General features: G+C 67.1%; 19 protein-coding genes. 12 read left to right on the plus strand and 7 right to left on the minus strand.

Annotated elements, in window-relative coordinates; all coding sequences use genetic code 11:
* Positions 1-189: 189 nt before the first annotated feature.
* Entirely contained in the window at positions 190-537 is a 348-nt protein-coding gene (locus tag ACE3N9_RS14215) for a hypothetical protein (RefSeq protein ID WP_374284698.1), read from the minus strand.
* A 195-nt stretch (positions 538-732) separates the two neighbouring features.
* Between ACE3N9_RS14215 and ACE3N9_RS14220 the strand changes: the two genes are divergently transcribed.
* Both ACE3N9_RS14220 and ACE3N9_RS14225 read left to right on the plus strand, forming a co-directional pair.
* The gene (locus ACE3N9_RS14220; RefSeq protein ID WP_374284700.1) at positions 733-1,245 is read left to right on the plus strand and encodes a winged helix-turn-helix transcriptional regulator; all 513 of its coding nucleotides are present in this window, start codon (positions 733-735) and stop codon (positions 1,243-1,245) included.
* A 64-nt stretch (positions 1,246-1,309) separates the two neighbouring features.
* Positions 1,310-1,615 carry a hypothetical protein gene (locus ACE3N9_RS14225; RefSeq protein WP_374284702.1) on the plus strand — a complete coding sequence of 102 codons (306 nt, stop codon included), beginning with the start codon at positions 1,310-1,312 and terminating at the stop codon, positions 1,613-1,615.
* A gap of 6 nt (positions 1,616-1,621) precedes the next feature.
* Here the strand turns inward: ACE3N9_RS14225 and ACE3N9_RS14230 are convergent, their stop codons facing one another.
* Positions 1,622-3,130 (minus strand): YifB family Mg chelatase-like AAA ATPase, encoded by a 1,509-nt coding sequence (locus ACE3N9_RS14230; protein ID WP_374284703.1) that lies wholly within the window; start codon positions 3,128-3,130, stop codon positions 1,622-1,624.
* A gap of 146 nt (positions 3,131-3,276) precedes the next feature.
* Here ACE3N9_RS14230 and ACE3N9_RS14235 point away from each other — a divergent pair, with 146 nt between their 5' ends.
* The 7 genes from ACE3N9_RS14235 (at position 3,277) to ACE3N9_RS14265 (ending at position 7,915) form a co-directional block, all read left to right on the plus strand.
* Positions 3,277-3,963, plus strand: coding sequence for an alpha/beta hydrolase (locus ACE3N9_RS14235; RefSeq protein ID WP_374284705.1), 687 nt, complete (start codon positions 3,277-3,279; stop codon positions 3,961-3,963).
* A 116-nt stretch (positions 3,964-4,079) separates the two neighbouring features.
* On the plus strand, positions 4,080-4,214 hold the full coding sequence (gene rpmH, locus ACE3N9_RS14240; protein ID WP_039388288.1) for a 50S ribosomal protein L34: 135 nt from the start codon (positions 4,080-4,082) through the stop codon (positions 4,212-4,214).
* A gap of 14 nt (positions 4,215-4,228) precedes the next feature.
* Positions 4,229-4,591, plus strand: a complete 363-nt coding sequence (gene rnpA / locus ACE3N9_RS14245) for a ribonuclease P protein component (protein WP_374284707.1) — start codon at positions 4,229-4,231, stop codon at positions 4,589-4,591.
* Entirely contained in the window at positions 4,588-4,797 is a 210-nt protein-coding gene (gene yidD, locus ACE3N9_RS14250; protein ID WP_374284709.1) for a membrane protein insertion efficiency factor YidD, read from the plus strand. The genes rnpA and yidD overlap by 4 nt, the downstream gene beginning before the upstream one ends.
* 73 nt (positions 4,798-4,870) lie before the next feature.
* The gene (yidC, locus tag ACE3N9_RS14255) at positions 4,871-6,631 is read left to right on the plus strand and encodes a membrane protein insertase YidC (RefSeq protein ID WP_374284711.1); all 1,761 of its coding nucleotides are present in this window, start codon (positions 4,871-4,873) and stop codon (positions 6,629-6,631) included.
* A 1-nt stretch (position 6,632) separates the two neighbouring features.
* Complete coding sequence (yihA, locus tag ACE3N9_RS14260) at positions 6,633-7,265, plus strand: ribosome biogenesis GTP-binding protein YihA/YsxC (RefSeq protein WP_374284713.1); 633 nt, start codon at positions 6,633-6,635, stop codon at positions 7,263-7,265.
* 5 nt (positions 7,266-7,270) lie between these two features.
* Positions 7,271-7,915, plus strand: a complete 645-nt coding sequence (locus tag ACE3N9_RS14265) for a DUF1971 domain-containing protein (RefSeq protein WP_374284715.1) — start codon at positions 7,271-7,273, stop codon at positions 7,913-7,915.
* 4 nt (positions 7,916-7,919) lie between these two features.
* Here ACE3N9_RS14265 and ACE3N9_RS14270 read toward each other — a convergent pair whose 3' ends face one another.
* Positions 7,920-8,339: a VOC family protein gene (locus tag ACE3N9_RS14270; RefSeq protein ID WP_374284717.1), complete on the minus strand. Its 420-nt coding sequence runs from the start codon at positions 8,337-8,339 to the stop codon at positions 7,920-7,922.
* Positions 8,340-8,396: 57 nt separating this feature from the next.
* Here ACE3N9_RS14270 and ACE3N9_RS14275 point away from each other — a divergent pair, with 57 nt between their 5' ends.
* On the plus strand, positions 8,397-9,068 hold the full coding sequence (locus tag ACE3N9_RS14275) for a glutathione S-transferase family protein (protein ID WP_374284719.1): 672 nt from the start codon (positions 8,397-8,399) through the stop codon (positions 9,066-9,068).
* Position 9,069: 1 nt separating this feature from the next.
* On the opposite strand, the gene ACE3N9_RS14280 is transcribed toward ACE3N9_RS14275, so the two are convergent.
* Positions 9,070-9,516, minus strand: a complete 447-nt coding sequence (locus ACE3N9_RS14280) for a cupin domain-containing protein (RefSeq protein WP_374284805.1) — start codon at positions 9,514-9,516, stop codon at positions 9,070-9,072.
* Between the two features lie 55 nt (positions 9,517-9,571).
* Here ACE3N9_RS14280 and dapE point away from each other — a divergent pair, with 55 nt between their 5' ends.
* Both dapE and ACE3N9_RS14290 read left to right on the plus strand, forming a co-directional pair.
* Positions 9,572-10,699 carry a succinyl-diaminopimelate desuccinylase gene (gene dapE, locus ACE3N9_RS14285; protein WP_374284721.1) on the plus strand — a complete coding sequence of 376 codons (1,128 nt, stop codon included), beginning with the start codon at positions 9,572-9,574 and terminating at the stop codon, positions 10,697-10,699.
* A 164-nt stretch (positions 10,700-10,863) separates the two neighbouring features.
* Entirely contained in the window at positions 10,864-12,171 is a 1,308-nt protein-coding gene (locus tag ACE3N9_RS14290; RefSeq protein ID WP_374284807.1) for a dicarboxylate/amino acid:cation symporter, read from the plus strand.
* Positions 12,172-12,174: 3 nt separating this feature from the next.
* Here ACE3N9_RS14290 and nth read toward each other — a convergent pair whose 3' ends face one another.
* Genes nth through dapB form a run of 3 tightly spaced genes read right to left on the minus strand, consistent with a single transcriptional unit; the run spans position 12,175 to position 14,068 of the window.
* Positions 12,175-12,822 (minus strand): endonuclease III, encoded by a 648-nt coding sequence (gene nth / locus ACE3N9_RS14295; RefSeq protein WP_374284722.1) that lies wholly within the window; start codon positions 12,820-12,822, stop codon positions 12,175-12,177.
* Positions 12,819-13,343 (minus strand): hypothetical protein, encoded by a 525-nt coding sequence (locus tag ACE3N9_RS14300; protein ID WP_374284724.1) that lies wholly within the window; start codon positions 13,341-13,343, stop codon positions 12,819-12,821. The genes nth and ACE3N9_RS14300 overlap by 4 nt, the downstream gene beginning before the upstream one ends.
* Positions 13,340-14,068 carry a 4-hydroxy-tetrahydrodipicolinate reductase gene (gene dapB / locus ACE3N9_RS14305; RefSeq protein WP_374284726.1) on the minus strand — a complete coding sequence of 243 codons (729 nt, stop codon included), beginning with the start codon at positions 14,066-14,068 and terminating at the stop codon, positions 13,340-13,342. Before dapB ends, ACE3N9_RS14300 begins: the two co-directional genes overlap by 4 nt.
* Between the last annotated feature and the right edge of the window lie 6 nt (positions 14,069-14,074).

The raw sequence follows: 14,074 nt of genomic DNA on the forward strand, positions 1-14,074 counted from the left end.
CCCGCTCCCCCGGCCCAACCACCCACAGGGTACCTTGAACGGGTGGTTGGGCCGGGGGAGCGGGCTGGTGTTGCAAGGACAGGCCGGATGGCCTGTCCGCACCGCCGTCAGGCGGATAAAAAGAGCCCCCGTCCTTGCGGGCGGGGGCCTTCTTGAGGTGGGGGCTGTAAGGAGTGCCTGGGTATTGCGTCAGGCGGCCGCGTTGCAGCGCGCGAGCTTGTCGGCGCTCAATTCGCCCTTCGGGGTGGCGAACTTGGTGATCTGGCCGAATTCCTTGGCAACCCGGGCGCAGGTGTTGACCGGCGACGAACCGTCGCTGCGGCCGGTGCACTGATCGCCGGTGCAGTTCCACACCGCACCGTTGACGACCTTGCGCACCGGGGCATCAAGGCCCTTGGCAAGGACAGCCGAATAGGAGGCGCTGGACTGCGCCTGGGCCGGCGCGGCGGTGAGCGAGAAGCTGGCGACGGTGCCGACCACGGCAAGGGCGCCAACGAACAGGTTGCGGGCAAACGGCCGCTGGAAAGTGCGGATCATGGTAATTCCCCTTATGTCTGGCACGCAGGGATCAAGCCGTTCCTGGGAGGGAGGGATGCCGATTTGCGTTGCGAAAGGCTACCTAATGCGCTAGTCGATCAGTTGCAAGATGAAACGATGCAGTGCAGCAAAGATTTTTTTGTCACACTCAAAGCGGCTTTGCGTTAGGCTCGTTACGGGTATGGGGAATTGAACATGGGCAAATTGCACGAACCGCTCGACAGCCAGACTTGCGGGCTGCCTGCCGCGCTGGAAGTCATGGGTGAACGCTGGAGCTTCATGATCCTGCGCGCCGCGTTCAATGGCCTGCACCATTTCGAGGAATTCCTGGGCGTGCTGGGCATTGCCCGTAACATCCTGTCGAACCGCCTGGCGCGGCTGGTCGAACATGGCATCATGAAGCGCGAACCGCTGCCCGATGATCGCCGCAAGATCGAATACCGTCTGACCGAAAAGGGGTTGGACCTGCTCCCGGCCATGCTGGCGCTGCGCCAGTGGGGCGAAAAGTATGGCTGCGGCGTGCCCGCCAACCCCGTGCTGTGCGATGAGCGTGACGGCCTGCCGATCGCGCCGATCGGGATTTACGCCCACGATGGCCGCCTGCTTGGTCCCAAGGAGCTGGAATGGCGCGATCCCGCCGATGTCGGCAAACTGCGCGAGCAGCATGAAGACCCCGTGGTGCGCCCGCAGCTCAACGTGCTGCGATGAATTTAGGGCGACGGTCTGATTTTCAGCCCTTGCCCTGATCGGCAAGGCTGCGCATAGCGCCGTGATGCCCGCCGATTCCCCCGAACGCACCTGCCTTGAAGCCATCGCCACGCGCAAGTTGATCCGCGCCGATTACAACGGCGCCGAACTGCGGCTTGCCCCGCACCTGCTGTTCATGCGCCATGGCGAGCCGTTCATCGGCGCGTTCAACCCCGGCAAGGCCTGGCGCAGCGAGGAAGAACGCCGCCTCGGCTATTTCAAGCTGGCCGGCCTGCACAACCTGGCACTGACCGACGAGGGGTTCGAGCCGCTGGACGGCGCCGACACCAGCCCTCCGCGCGAGGACGACGATCTGCTGTTCGCGATCTAGACTGCCTCAACTGCGCGGGGCGACTCGGCGATAGCTCAGCGCCTCGGCCACGTGGATCCGCCCGATCCCCTCGCTGCCCGACAGGTCGGCAACGGTCCGGGCCACGCGCAGCATCCGGGTATAGCCGCGCGCCGACAGGCGCATGGCCTCGGCCGCCTGCATCAGCAGCTTGCGGCCCGGCTCATCCGGCGTGGCGTGGCGTTCCAGCAGGTCGCCGTCCAGTTCGGCATTGCTGCGCCGACCCGTCCCTTCGAGCCGCGCGACCTGCACCCGGCGAGCGGCGGCGACCCGCGCGGCCACTTCGGCGCTGCCTTCTGCCGGTGGCGGCAGGGCAAGATCGGCCGCGCTGACCGGGTCAACCTCGACGTGCAGATCGATTCGATCGAGCAGCGGGCCTGATACCTTGCCCTGGTAATCGGCGGCGCAGCGCGGAGCGCGGCTGCACCCCAGCGCCGGATCGCCGAGATAGCCGCAGCGGCACGGGTTCATCGCCGCGACCAGCTGGACCCGCGCCGGATAGGTAACGTGGGCATTGGCCCGCGCCACATCGACCACCCCGGTTTCAAGCGGCTGGCGCAGCGAATCGAGCACCGCGCGCTGGAATTCAGGCAACTCGTCGAGAAACAGCACGCCGAGGTGCGCCATGCTGACCTCGCCCGGGCGGACGCGCAGGCCGCCCCCGGTCAGCGCCGCCATCGAGGCAGAATGGTGCGGCGAACGGAACGGCCGGGTGCGGCTGATCCGCCCTTCCTCCAGCGTTCCCGCGACCGAGGCGACCATCGACACTTCCAGCGCCTCGGCCGGGGTCAGCTCGGGCAGGATGCCGGGCAGGCAGCTGGCCAGCAGGCTTTTCCCGGCGCCAGGCGGGCCGATCATCAGCAGGTTGTGCCCCCCGGCGGCGGCGATCTCCAGCGCGCGCTTGGCCGTTTCCTGGCCCTTTACCTGGCGCAGGTCCGGGCCGTGGTCAGGCTCTGCCGCCACGCCCGGCGCGGGCGGCGGCAATTGCTGCACGCCCTTCAGGTGGTTGAGCAGGCTGATGATGTCGGGCGCGGCCAGCACCGGCACACCGCTCGCCCAGCTGGCCTCGCTGCCTTGCGCGGCGGGGCAGATCAGCCCCCGGTCAATGCCGCTGGCGTGAAGGGCGGCGAGCAGCACGCCCGGAGTGGGCACGATTCGCCCATCCAGTGCCAGCTCCCCCACGGCGACGAAATCGGCCAATTGCTCCGCATCGGTCACCCCCATCGCGGCGAGCAGCGCCAGCGCGATCGGCAGATCATAGTGCGAGCCTTCCTTCGGCAGGTCGGCCGGGGACAGGTTGATGGTGATTCGCTTGGGCGGGAGCGCCAGCCCCATCGAGGCGAGCGCGGCGTTAACCCTTTCGCGGCTTTCATTCACCGCCTTGTCCGGCAGGCCGACCAGGTTGAAACGCGGCATCCCCGGGGCGATCTGGCACTGCACTTCGACGCTGCGCGCCTCAAGCCCCAGGTAAGCCACTGTCTGAACCAGTGCGACCAAGCAAACCCCCACGGATAAACACCTAATTGCCGGTGATGGCCCAGCGCCCCGCGCAAGTCGAGAGGGACTGCGCCCATTGCGGCGACAACCTGTTCTTAACTGTCTGGCTTGCGATTCGCGTAAGTGGCCCATGCGATAATCCGGTCATGCGCAAGCTGATCGTCCTCTTCCTCTCGTTGCTGGCCCTGGCCGCCCATCCCGCCCTGGCGGGCGAGCGGGTGACCGTGACCACCGAGGAGACGGTCGAGGAGACAGTCTTTGTCAGCGAGGGCGGTTCGGAACGATTCGTCGCCAGTATGCCGACGGCGGTGCCGCAAGGCATCGCCCGGTTCGGCCCGTTCCGCGTGCTCGATGCCGGCCGGGCCGCGCTGGTCGATGTTACCGATGCGCGCAGCCCGGCGCAGTTCGCCGCGCTGCTCAAGGCCTTTCCCGGCGTCTCGCTGATCGAGATGATCGATTGCCCCGGCACCGAGGACGACCGCGCCAACCTGGCCCTGGGCCGGATGATCCGGGCGCGCGGCATTGCCACTCACGTGCCGCAGGGCGGCTCGGTCCGCTCGGGCGGGGTGGAACTGTTCCTGGCCGGCGCGCGCCGCATTGCCGATCCCGGCAGCGAATTCGCGGTCCACAGTTGGGCCGACGAGGACGGCCGCGAGGCCCGTGACTATCCCGAAAACGCCCCCGAAAACCGCGCCTACCTTGATTATTATGCCGAAATGGGGATGAGCGCGGACCAGGCCCGGGCGTTCTATGCCATGACCAATTCCGTGCCGTTCGAAAGCGCCCTGTGGCTGGGCGCGGCCGACATGGGGCGGTGGGTACCGCTAGACTGATCCGGCCTGCCCAGCGAATCCCTTGACTCGGTCCATGGCCTCCGTTAACGGCCCGCCTCTCTATTCCTGCTGACGGTTTCCGCCAGCGTATCAGTTCTGATTCGAAGGTTTTTGCAATGAAGCGCACTTTCCAGCCCAGCCGCCTCGTCCGCGCCCGCCGCCACGGTTTCCGTGCCCGCACGGCCACTGTTGGCGGTCGCAAGGTGCTGCGTGCGCGCCGCGCCCGCGGCCGCAAGAAGCTCAGCGCCTGAGCGACACTCCGAAGATGTCCGTCCTTGTGCGGCGGGCTGACTTCCTAGCAGCAAACCGGGGCTTGCGGGTAGCACGTCCCGGTTTCGTGTTGCTGGTAAACCCCAACGGCGCCGACGACCTGCGCTGGGGTATTACCGTCACCAAGAAGATTGGCGGCGCGGTGATCCGCAACCGGATGAAGCGCCGCTTTCGCGCCCTGCTGCGCGAGGCGCTGCCCGGCGCGGGGCTGCCCGGCCACGATCATGTGCTGATCGGCCGCGAAGGCGGGGTCGAACGCGATTTCGCCCTGCTGCGCGGCGAGCTGTCCGCCGCGCTCGCCCGCGCCGCCGCCGGCAAGGGCGATCCCCCCCGCCGCCGCAAGCCGCCCCGCAAATGAAGCGCGTGCTGATCCTGATTGCGCGCGGCTGGCAGCTTGGCCCCTCGCGCATTCTCCCGCCCTCGTGCCGCTATGCCCCCTCGTGCTCGCAATATGCGATCGAGGCGCTGGACAAGCACGGCGCGATCAAGGGTGGATGGCTGGCGCTTAAGCGGCTATTGCGCTGCCACCCATGGGGGGGACACGGCTATGACCCGGTGCCTTGAACGGCCCGGTGTCTTGACCTTGTAATACACACCCCCATCTAACGACTTTACGCAAGAAAACAGGAAGTGCCTCGTGGATAGCCAGAACCAGCGCAACATGATCCTGGCGGTGTTGCTGACCGCACTTATCCTGTTCGGCTGGGACGCGGGGATGCGCTATCTCTATCCCAACGCGGACAAGGCCAAGCCTGCCGCTGCCGCCAGCCCCTCGTCCGCAGCCAGCACCACGCCGACCCGCGAAGGCGGCCTGACCAGCGCGGCCGACCAGGCGCTGGAAGCGCGCGACCTGCAAACCGCGCTGAACCCCGCCAGCCGCGTGCCGATCCAGGCGCCGGGCCTGGCCGGCTCGATCAACCTGGCCGGCGGCGTGGTCGACGATCTCGTCACCAACCGCCACACCGCCAGCGTCGATACGGCCAGCGGCCCGCAGCGGATCTATTCGCCCGCCGGCACCCCCGCGCAGCAGTTCGCCCAGTTCGGCTGGGTCGGCCAGAACGTTGCGCTGCCGACTGCCGGGACCATGTGGACCGCCCCCGCCGGCGCGAAGCTGACCCCGCAGACCCCCGTAACGCTGAGCTGGAACAACGGCGCCGGCCTGAACTTCACGCTGACTTACGCGATTGACGCGGACTACATGATCACCGTCAGCCAGGCGGTCAGCAATGCCGGCCAGGCCCCGGTGGCGGTCCAGCCCTTCGCGCTGATCAACCGCACCGACAAGACCGCCAGCGTCGACATCTGGAACCTGCATTCCGGCCCGTTCGGCGCCTTCGACGGCAAGGTCGCGTTTGCTCCCAACTATTCCGAAGTGGCCGAAACCGGCCAGTTCGTGCCCGAAGGCAAGGCCGACTGGGTGGGCTTCACCGACATCTACTGGATGAGCGCGCTGATTCCCGACCGGAATGATGCCAGCAGCACCTTCCGCGCGGTCACCCCCGGCGTGTTCCGCGCCGACCTGCTTTACCCCGTGGTTTCGATCGCGCCGGGCAAGCAGTGGGTGCGCCAGACCCGTCTGTTCGCCGGGGCCAAGGAAAGCGCCGTGTTGGACCGCTACGAGGACAGCGGCATCACCCATTTCAGCCTGGCGATCGACTGGGGCTGGTTCCGCTGGTTCGAAAAGCCGATCCTGCTGCTGCTCAAGTCGCTGTTTTCCGCCGTGGGCAATTTCGGCGTGGCGATCATGCTGCTGACCGTGATTGTGCGCGGGATCATGTTCCCGCTGGCCCAGCGCCAGTTCGCCAGCATGGCGGCGATGAAGGCGATCCAGCCCAAGATGAAGGCCCTGCAGGAGCGCTACAAGGACGACCGCGCCAAGCAGCAGGAAGAAATCATGGCGCTCTACAAGAAGGAAGGCGTCAACCCGCTGGCCGGGTGTCTGCCGATCTTCCTGCAGATCCCGGTATTCTTCGCGCTGTACAAGGTGCTGACCCTGGCGATCGAAATGCGCCACCAGCCGTTCGTGCTGTGGATCAAGGACCTGTCCGCGCCCGATCCGCTGCATGTGCTGAACCTGTTCGGGCTGCTGCCCTTCACCCCGCCCGCCTTCCTGGCGATCGGCGTGCTGGCCGTGCTGCTGGGCATCACCATGTGGCTGCAGTTCAAGCTGAACCCGGCGCAGATGGACCCGATGCAGCAGCAGGTCTTCGCGATCATGCCGTGGATGATGATGTTCATCATGGCGCCGTTCGCCGCCGGGCTGCTGCTCTACTGGATCACCTCGAACGTGCTGGCGATTGCGCAGCAGGCCTATCTCTATTCGCGCCACCCGCAATTGGCGGCCCAGTCCGAAAAGGACGCGGTCGATGCCAAGCGCGCCCAGGAACGGAGCAAGTAGGATGGATCCCGATACCGCCGAACAGGCGCGCCGCCTGTTCGCGGGGCCGATCGCGTTCCTGAAAAGCGCCCCGGCGCTGCAATTCCTGCCCGATCCAGTGCTACCCGAGATCGCCTTTGCCGGCCGTTCGAACGTCGGCAAAAGCTCGCTGCTCAACGCGCTGACCGGGCGCAAATCGCTCGCCCGCGCCTCGGTCACGCCGGGGCGGACGCAGGAACTGAACTTCTTCGACGTGGGCGATCCCACCGTGATCCGGCTGGTCGACATGCCGGGCTATGGTTATGCCAAGGCCCCGATCAAGGTGGTCGAACAGTGGAAGCGGCTGGTGCGCGATTACCTGCGCGGGCGGGTGGTGCTGAAGCGCACCCTGGTGCTGATCGACAGCCGCCACGGCGTGAAGGACGTCGACCGAGACATGATGAAGCTGCTTGATGAAAGCGCGGTCGGCTACCGGCTGGTGCTGACCAAGGCAGACAAGATCAAGGCGAGCGAGCTGGAAGCAGTCCACGCCGCGACCATGGCCGAAGCGCGCAAGCATTCCGCCGCCTTTCCCGAAGTGGCGATCACCAGTTCGGAAAAAGGCATGGGCATTGCCGAGCTGCGCGCCGCCGTGCTGGAAGATTCCGGGATCTGACCACCATGCATGAGCATATCGAGGAGGCCGATCTCGAACGCGTGATCCCGGCCTTCTATGCGCGTGTCCGCCAGGATCCGCTGATCGGCCCGGTGTTCGATGCCGCGATCGACGATTGGGACCACCACCTGGGCAAGCTGGTGGCCTTCTGGTCATCGGTGATGCGCTCGACCGGGCGGTACAAGGGCAGTCCGATGGCCGCCCATGCCCAGCACCGCGCCGTGCTGACGCGCGAGATGTTCGCCCGCTGGCTGGCACTGTGGGGCGAGGTGACGAGCGAACTGCTATCCGCAGAAGGCGCCGCCGCGATGCAGGCCAAGGCCGCAACGATTGCCGAAAGCCTGCAACTGGGCCTGTTCTTCCGCCTTGCGCCCGGCGCGCCGCCGCAGCCCTACCGGGTCACTGCCGAATGGGACGAAGCCAGCCTGCCGCAGGCGCTGCGCCAGCGCCACAACACCAAGGCCGGCACCTGGGGCCTGCTGCGGGTCAGCGCAGGCAGCGCCGACCTGGTGTTCGAGGACCCGCCCGCGCGCGTCACGGTTACCCCCGGCCAGCCGGCGCAAATCCCGCCGCAGGCGTGGCACCATGTCGAACTGACCGGCCCGGTGCGGCTGCGGGTCGAATTCTACCGCGAACAGCCGCCGGGCTGACCCGCTACCTGGCGAACAGCTGGTCCAGGCTGGCGAAGGCCTTCATCTCGACCGCGTTGCCGCTGGGATCGCGGAAGAACATGGTCGCCTGTTCGCCCACTTCGCCTTTGAAGCGAACGTAAGGCTCGATCTCGAACTTTACACCCGCCGCGCCCAGCCGGTCGGCCAGCGCGTGCCAATCCTCCAGCGTCAGCACGATGCCGAAATGCGGCACCGGCACGCCGTGCCCATCGACCGGATTGTTGCCCGCGTCCGCCGCCGCCTGCCCGGTGCAGTGCGCGACGATCTGGTGGCCATAGAAATCGAAATCGATCCACTGCTCGCTGCTGCGCCCTTCGGCGCAGCCCATTACGCCGCCCCAGAAGGCGCGCGCTTCGGCCAGATCGCGGACGGGAAAGGCGAGGTGGAAGGGACGCAGGCTCATCGCGGGGGCTCCGTTCAGACTCGACAGCACTTGACTGAATGGCTAGCCCGCTAGGCCATGAAGCTGATCCTCGGCAACAAGAACTATTCCAGCTGGTCGCTGCGCGGGTGGCTGGCGTGCAAGCAGTCCGGCCTGCCGTTCGAGGAGATCATGGTCCCGCTGTTTGGCGAGGACTGGGACGAGATCAAGAAGAACCACGAGGAAATCGCCCCCTCCAGCGGCAAGGTGCCGGTGCTGTGGGATGGCGACGCGGTGGTGTGGGACAGCCTGGCGATCATCGAATACCTGGCCGACAAGGTCGGGCGCGACCGGTTCTGGCCCAAGGCCGACGATGCCCGCGCGATGGCGCGATCAATGGTCGCGGAAATGCACAGTTCCTACCAGGCGCTGCGCAGCGAATGCCCGATGAACATGCGCGCCGAGGTTGAAGGCGTGGAACTGAGCGCTGCCGCCCGCGCCGATGTGGTCCGCATCCTGACCCTGTGGGCCGAAGCGCGCGCCCGGTTCGGCCAGGGCGGCCCGTTCCTGTTCGGCACCTACAGCGCGGCGGACATCATCTATGCCCCGGTGGTCAGCCGCTTCATGACCTATGGCATCGGCGTACCGGGCTTCGCGCTGGCCTACATGGAAGCGGTGTGGGACCACGAATGGCTGCAATCCTGGCTCCACGCTGCCGAAGCCGAGGACTGGACGATCGAACAGTACGAGACGCCGGTCGCGCGAAAATAAGTCAGTAAGCCGTGCCGTCCTTGTGGCGGTACAGGTCGTCGGTGCCCCAGATCATGTCGATATCCGAGTAGACCCCGCCCAGCGCCTGCCCGGCGCTGACGCACAGGAAGGCGCAATCCTCGGCGCTTTCGTTGATCAGGTGATGGCCGTTTTCGACCCCCGCCGGCCAGGCGCAGATGTCGCCGGGGCGCAGCACGGTCCGGCTCTCGTTCTCGACCAGCACCACCTCGCCGCGCAGCATCACCAGCAATTCGTCCTCTCCGTGGTGCCAGTGGCGCTGGCTTGACCAGGCTCCGGGCTTCAGCTCGACATAGCCCGCACCCAGGTGCGCCAGCCCCAGCGCCGCGCCGATCCGGCGCGACTGGCGCCCGGCCACTGCCCGGTCGAAGGGCGCGGGATAAGTGGTGGTAGTCTTGAGCGGGATCTGGCTGAGGTCGATCCTGGGCATGGGCTTGTCTCCGGCTTGTCTTGGCGGGGCATAGCCCATATGCCGGGCGTCAGTCATGACTTCCGTCCTTGCCCTTGCCGAAGCGCTGATCGCCTGTCCCAGTGTCACCCCCGCCGCGGGGCTGGTGTTCGATTGCCTGGAAGGGCAGCTGCGCCCGCTGGGTTTCGAAGTGCACCGTTTTTCCGCCGGCGAAGCGCCGGATGGTCCGGTGGAGAACCTGTTCGCGGTCCGGCGCGGCCCTGCGGGCAGCCGCCACTTTGCCTTTGCCGGGCACGTCGATGTCGTCCCGCCGGGCGAAGGCTGGGCCAGCGCGCCCTTCGCGCCCGAAGTGCGGGGCGAGCTGCTCTATGGCCGGGGGGCGGTGGACATGAAAGGCGCGATCGCCGCCATGGTCGCGGCTTGCGCCGAGGTGCCGCAGGATGCCGGCACGATCAGCCTGATCATCACCGGGGACGAGGAAGGCCCGGCGCGCTTCGGCACGCTCGCCCTGATCGACCACATGCGCGAGCTGGGCGAGCTGCCGGACCTGTGCCTGGTGGGCGAGCCGACCAGCGTCAACCGCCTGGGTGACATGATGAAGATCGGGCGGCGCGGTTCGGTCAACATCTGGCTGGAGGTCGAGGGCAAGGAAGGCCACGTCGCCTATCCGCACCTCGCCGACAATCCGATCACCCGGCTGGTCGCCATGCTGGCCGAACTGGACGCGCTGGTGCTGGACGAAGGGACCGAATGGTTCCAGCCGAGCAACCTGGAAGTGACCGACATCACGGTCGGCAATCCCGCCACCAACGTGATCCCCAGCCGGGCGTCGGCGCGGATCTCGATCCGCTTCAACGCGCTCCACACCGGACAGCAGCTGGCCGATCGGGTCGGCGCGATTGCGCAGAAGCACGGCGGCACGGCTCGCCCGGTAATTTCGGGCGAAGCGTTCCTGACGCCGCCGGGCGATTTTTCCGCAATGATCGCCCGCGCGGTTGAAGCAGAAACCGGCCTGTCGCCCGAGGCCAGCACCACCGGCGGGACGAGTGACGCGCGGTTCCTGAAGGACCTGTGCCCGGTGATCGAATTCGGCCTGTGCAACGCCACCATGCACAAGCGCGACGAGGCCGTGGCCATTCCCGATCTGGAAGCGCTGGCGCGGATCTATGCCCGCGTCGCGCAGGATGCCCTGGCCCAGGGGTGAACCCGGGCTTCTGACCCTCTGCCAAAATCGACGGGCGCTGGGCGGGGAGGCACGATTGCCCCCCGGCCATCGCGCTGTTACCAAAGACACAAACCGACAAGGGGAGCAGCATGACCACCACCACCACCCAGCGGCGTTCGGCCTTCGGCCTGCTGCTGCACGTGCTGACCGAACACCTGACCAAGGCGATCATGGCCGGCATGGTGCTGGGCATCTTCGTGGGCTACCTGGTCAACCAGGGGGTGCTGGCCGGGGTGATGGAGACCGAGCACTGGACCCGCAGCTTCCAGATGCTGTCCACCATCTTCCTCAACCTGATCAAGATGCTGGTCGCGCCGCTGGTGCTGGCCACGATCATTTCGGGTCTGGCGCACATGGGTGATAGCGCGGCGGTGGGACGGATCGGCTTTCGCGCGATCGTGTGGTTCATCCTCGCCAGCTTCATTTCGATCAGCCTGGGGCTGGTCATGGTCAACTTCTTCCAGCCGGGCGTGGGCGTGGACCTGACCGCCAAGGCCCAGACCATCGGCGAGGTCAAGAAGCTCGACCTGTTCGAATTCATCGAACACGTGTTCCCCAAGAACATCATCGCCGCGATGGGCGAAAACAACGTGCTGCAGATCCTGGTCTTCGCGCTGTTCGCCGGGATCGGGCTGACCGCGATCGGCGAAAAGGGCGCGCCGCTGGTGCGCGGGGCCGAAGCGCTGGGCGACCTGATGCTGCAGGTGACCGGCTATGTCATGCGTTTTGCCCCCTTCGCGGTGTTCGGCGCGCTGGCCAAGGTGGTGGCCGAAAACGGGCTGGGGATCCTCGGCACCTATGCTCAGCTGCTGCTGGAATTCTACCTTTCGCTGGGGCTGCTGTGGTCGCTCCTGCTGGGGATCGGCTTCCTGTTCCTGGGCGCGCGGGCCTTTACCCTGGTGCGCTATGTGCGCGAGCCGGTGATGATCGCCTTTTCGACCGCCAGCAGCGAAGCGGCCATGCCCAAGCTGTTCGAACAGCTGGACCGGTTCGGCGTGCCGCGCCGCATTTCGGGGCTGATGATCCCGCTGGGCTATTCGTTCAACCTTGACGGGTCGATGATGTACGCCAGCTTCGCGACGATCTTCATCGCGCAGGCCTATGGCATCCACCTTGATTGGGGCACCCAGATCCTGATCCTCTTGACCCTGATGGTCAGTTCCAAGGGCATCGCCGCCGTGCCCCGCGCGAGCCTGGTGGTGATCGCGGCGACGCTCGCGATGTTCGATCTGCCGGTTGAAGGGATCGCGCTGGTGCTGGCGATCGACCAGTTCCTCGACATGGGCCGCACCGCCACCAACGTCCTGGGCAACGCGGTGGCGACCAGCGTCATCACCAAGTGGGAAGGCATGCTCCAGGTCCCGCTCGATCCCGACCAGGGCGAGCCCGAGGCCCCGACGCAAACCCCGGACCACGGCAAGAAGGGCCTGCACCTCGACGGCGAACAATAAGCCCTACTTGCCCTTGGGCGGCTCGCTCTTGGGCTTGTAGGCGCACAGGTCCGCCACCGGGCAGCGCCAGCATTCGGGTCGGCGCGCCTTGCAGATGTAGCGGCCGTGCAGGATCAGCCAGTGGTGCGCCCCCACCCGGAACGGCTGGGGGACCTTCTTTTCCAGCGCCTTCTCGACCGCCAGCACCGTCTTGCCCTTGGCCAGGCCGGTGCGGTTGCCCACCCGAAAGATGTGGGTATCGACCGCGAAGGTTTCCGCCCCGAAGGCGCAGTTCATCACCACGTTGGCGGTCTTGCGGCCGACGCCCGGCAGGGTCGTCAGCACGTCGCGGTCGGCCGGAACCTCGCCGCCATGCTCGCGCACCAGGATTTCCGACAGGGCGATCACGTTCTTCGCCTTGCCGTTGAACAGGCCGATGGTCTTGATGTGCTGCTTCAAGCCTTCCTCGCCCAGGTCCAGCATCTGCTGGGGAGTCTTGACCGTCTCGAACAGCGCGCGGGTGGCCTTGTTCACCCCCACGTCGGTCGCCTGGGCCGAAAGCACCACCGCGACCAGCAATTGATAGGTGTTGCCGAATTCCAGCTCGGTCTGGGGCGAAGGGTTGTCCTCGGCCAGCCGGCGGAAGAACTCGAAAATGGCCTCGCGCTTCATCGCAGCCACCGGGTCATGGCCGGAAAGGGCTCGCGCCCCCATTCCGCCGCGCGGCTTGGTTCGGCGCTCATCCCCCAGGCGGACAGCAGCGGCACGCCCGGCCCCATCGGCCCGGCAAAGGCCTCCAGCAGGGCTTGCGAGCCGCCGCGATAGCCGGCGGGGTGGAACACCACCTCCAGCGGCAGGCCGCAGTGCTTAGCAGCGGCGACCGACCAGGCGATCGCGGTCATTTCCTCGCCCGGTTCCACCTCGAATGCGCTGGCGGCGGTGCGCCGTTCGGCCTCGACCACCGCAAGGTGCCCGGCCTCGTGCAGCAGGTCGCCGGGATGGGCGTCGCGCGCCGGATCGATCCGCACCGCGCCCTGGTGCACATCGATCCCGGGCAGGAACATGTCGCCCTCGACCGGCTCGATCCGCAGCGCGATGCCGATCTCCTGCAGGAAAGCGCAAATCACCTGGGCCGCCGCCGTTCCGCCCGGCTCAAGCCAGCGGCACTGCGCGACCTCAGCCGGGGTAATCACAGGTTCAGCACCTGCGGCATGGTATAGCGGCCCGCCGGGCGGCCCAGCAGCCACTGCGCCGCGCGGATCGCGCCCTTGGCAAAGATCCGCCGGTTTTCCGCCAGGTGCGACAGGGAGAGACGTTCGTCATCGCCCAGGAACAGCACGGTGTGATCGCCCGCGACGCTACCGCCGCGCAGCGCGGCAAAGCCGATGTCGCCCGCCCGCCGCGCCCCGGTGATCCCGTCGCGCCCGCGCGCGCTGACGCCGGCCAGATCGACCTGCCTCCCTTCGGCCGCGGCCTGGCCCAGCAGCAGCGCCGTACCCGACGGCGCATCGACCTTCATCCGGTGGTGGGTTTCGCTGATCTCGATGTCCCAGTCCTCACCCAGCCGGGCAGCGGCCTCGCGCACCAGGTGTGCGAGCAGGGTGACGCCCAGCGAGGTGTTGCCGGTCTGCAGCACGGGGATGTGTTCAGCGGCGGAATCGATCAGCCAGTGGTGGCGTTCTTCCAGTCCGGTGGTGCCGATGACCAAGCCCGCGCCTGCCGCCATCGCGGCATCAAGGTTGGCTTCAAGCGCGTGCGGGCTGGAGAAATCGACCAGCACGTCCGACGCCTTGGCCAGCGCGGCCACATCGTCGCCCTTGTCCACCCCGCCGGCGTGCGTTTCGCCTGCCGCGGCGACCGCCTCGACCAGCGCCTGCCCCATGCGCCCTGCGCTGCCGATGATCCCGATTCTAGCCATTGCCAT

This window comes from Novosphingobium sp., from assembly GCF_041905565.1.
Taxonomy (GTDB): Bacteria; Pseudomonadota; Alphaproteobacteria; order Sphingomonadales; family Sphingomonadaceae; genus Novosphingobium.

What these genes read in the sequence shown, in the direction of transcription:
- rnpA (WP_374284707.1), top strand. Translation starts at nt 4,229, where the DNA reads ATGTCCGTCCTTGTGCGGCGGGCTGACTTCCTAGCAGCAAACCGGGGC.
- yidD (WP_374284709.1), top strand. Translation starts at nt 4,588, where the DNA reads ATGAAGCGCGTGCTGATCCTGATTGCGCGCGGCTGGCAGCTTGGCCCC.
- nth (WP_374284722.1), bottom strand. Translation starts at nt 12,822, where the DNA reads ATGAAGCGCGAGGCCATTTTCGAGTTCTTCCGCCGGCTGGCCGAGGAC.
- dapB (WP_374284726.1), bottom strand. Translation starts at nt 14,068, where the DNA reads ATGGCTAGAATCGGGATCATCGGCAGCGCAGGGCGCATGGGGCAGGCG.
- ACE3N9_RS14220 (WP_374284700.1), top strand. Translation starts at nt 733, where the DNA reads ATGGGCAAATTGCACGAACCGCTCGACAGCCAGACTTGCGGGCTGCCT.
- ACE3N9_RS14270 (WP_374284717.1), bottom strand. Translation starts at nt 8,339, where the DNA reads ATGAGCCTGCGTCCCTTCCACCTCGCCTTTCCCGTCCGCGATCTGGCC.
- yihA (WP_374284713.1), top strand. Translation starts at nt 6,633, where the DNA reads ATGGATCCCGATACCGCCGAACAGGCGCGCCGCCTGTTCGCGGGGCCG.
- ACE3N9_RS14275 (WP_374284719.1), top strand. Translation starts at nt 8,397, where the DNA reads ATGAAGCTGATCCTCGGCAACAAGAACTATTCCAGCTGGTCGCTGCGC.
- ACE3N9_RS14225 (WP_374284702.1), top strand. Translation starts at nt 1,310, where the DNA reads ATGCCCGCCGATTCCCCCGAACGCACCTGCCTTGAAGCCATCGCCACG.
- rpmH (WP_039388288.1), top strand. Translation starts at nt 4,080, where the DNA reads ATGAAGCGCACTTTCCAGCCCAGCCGCCTCGTCCGCGCCCGCCGCCAC.
- ACE3N9_RS14215 (WP_374284698.1), bottom strand. Translation starts at nt 537, where the DNA reads ATGATCCGCACTTTCCAGCGGCCGTTTGCCCGCAACCTGTTCGTTGGC.
- ACE3N9_RS14280 (WP_374284805.1), bottom strand. Translation starts at nt 9,516, where the DNA reads ATGCCCAGGATCGACCTCAGCCAGATCCCGCTCAAGACTACCACCACT.
- ACE3N9_RS14265 (WP_374284715.1), top strand. Translation starts at nt 7,271, where the DNA reads ATGCATGAGCATATCGAGGAGGCCGATCTCGAACGCGTGATCCCGGCC.
- dapE (WP_374284721.1), top strand. Translation starts at nt 9,572, where the DNA reads ATGACTTCCGTCCTTGCCCTTGCCGAAGCGCTGATCGCCTGTCCCAGT.
- ACE3N9_RS14235 (WP_374284705.1), top strand. Translation starts at nt 3,277, where the DNA reads ATGCGCAAGCTGATCGTCCTCTTCCTCTCGTTGCTGGCCCTGGCCGCC.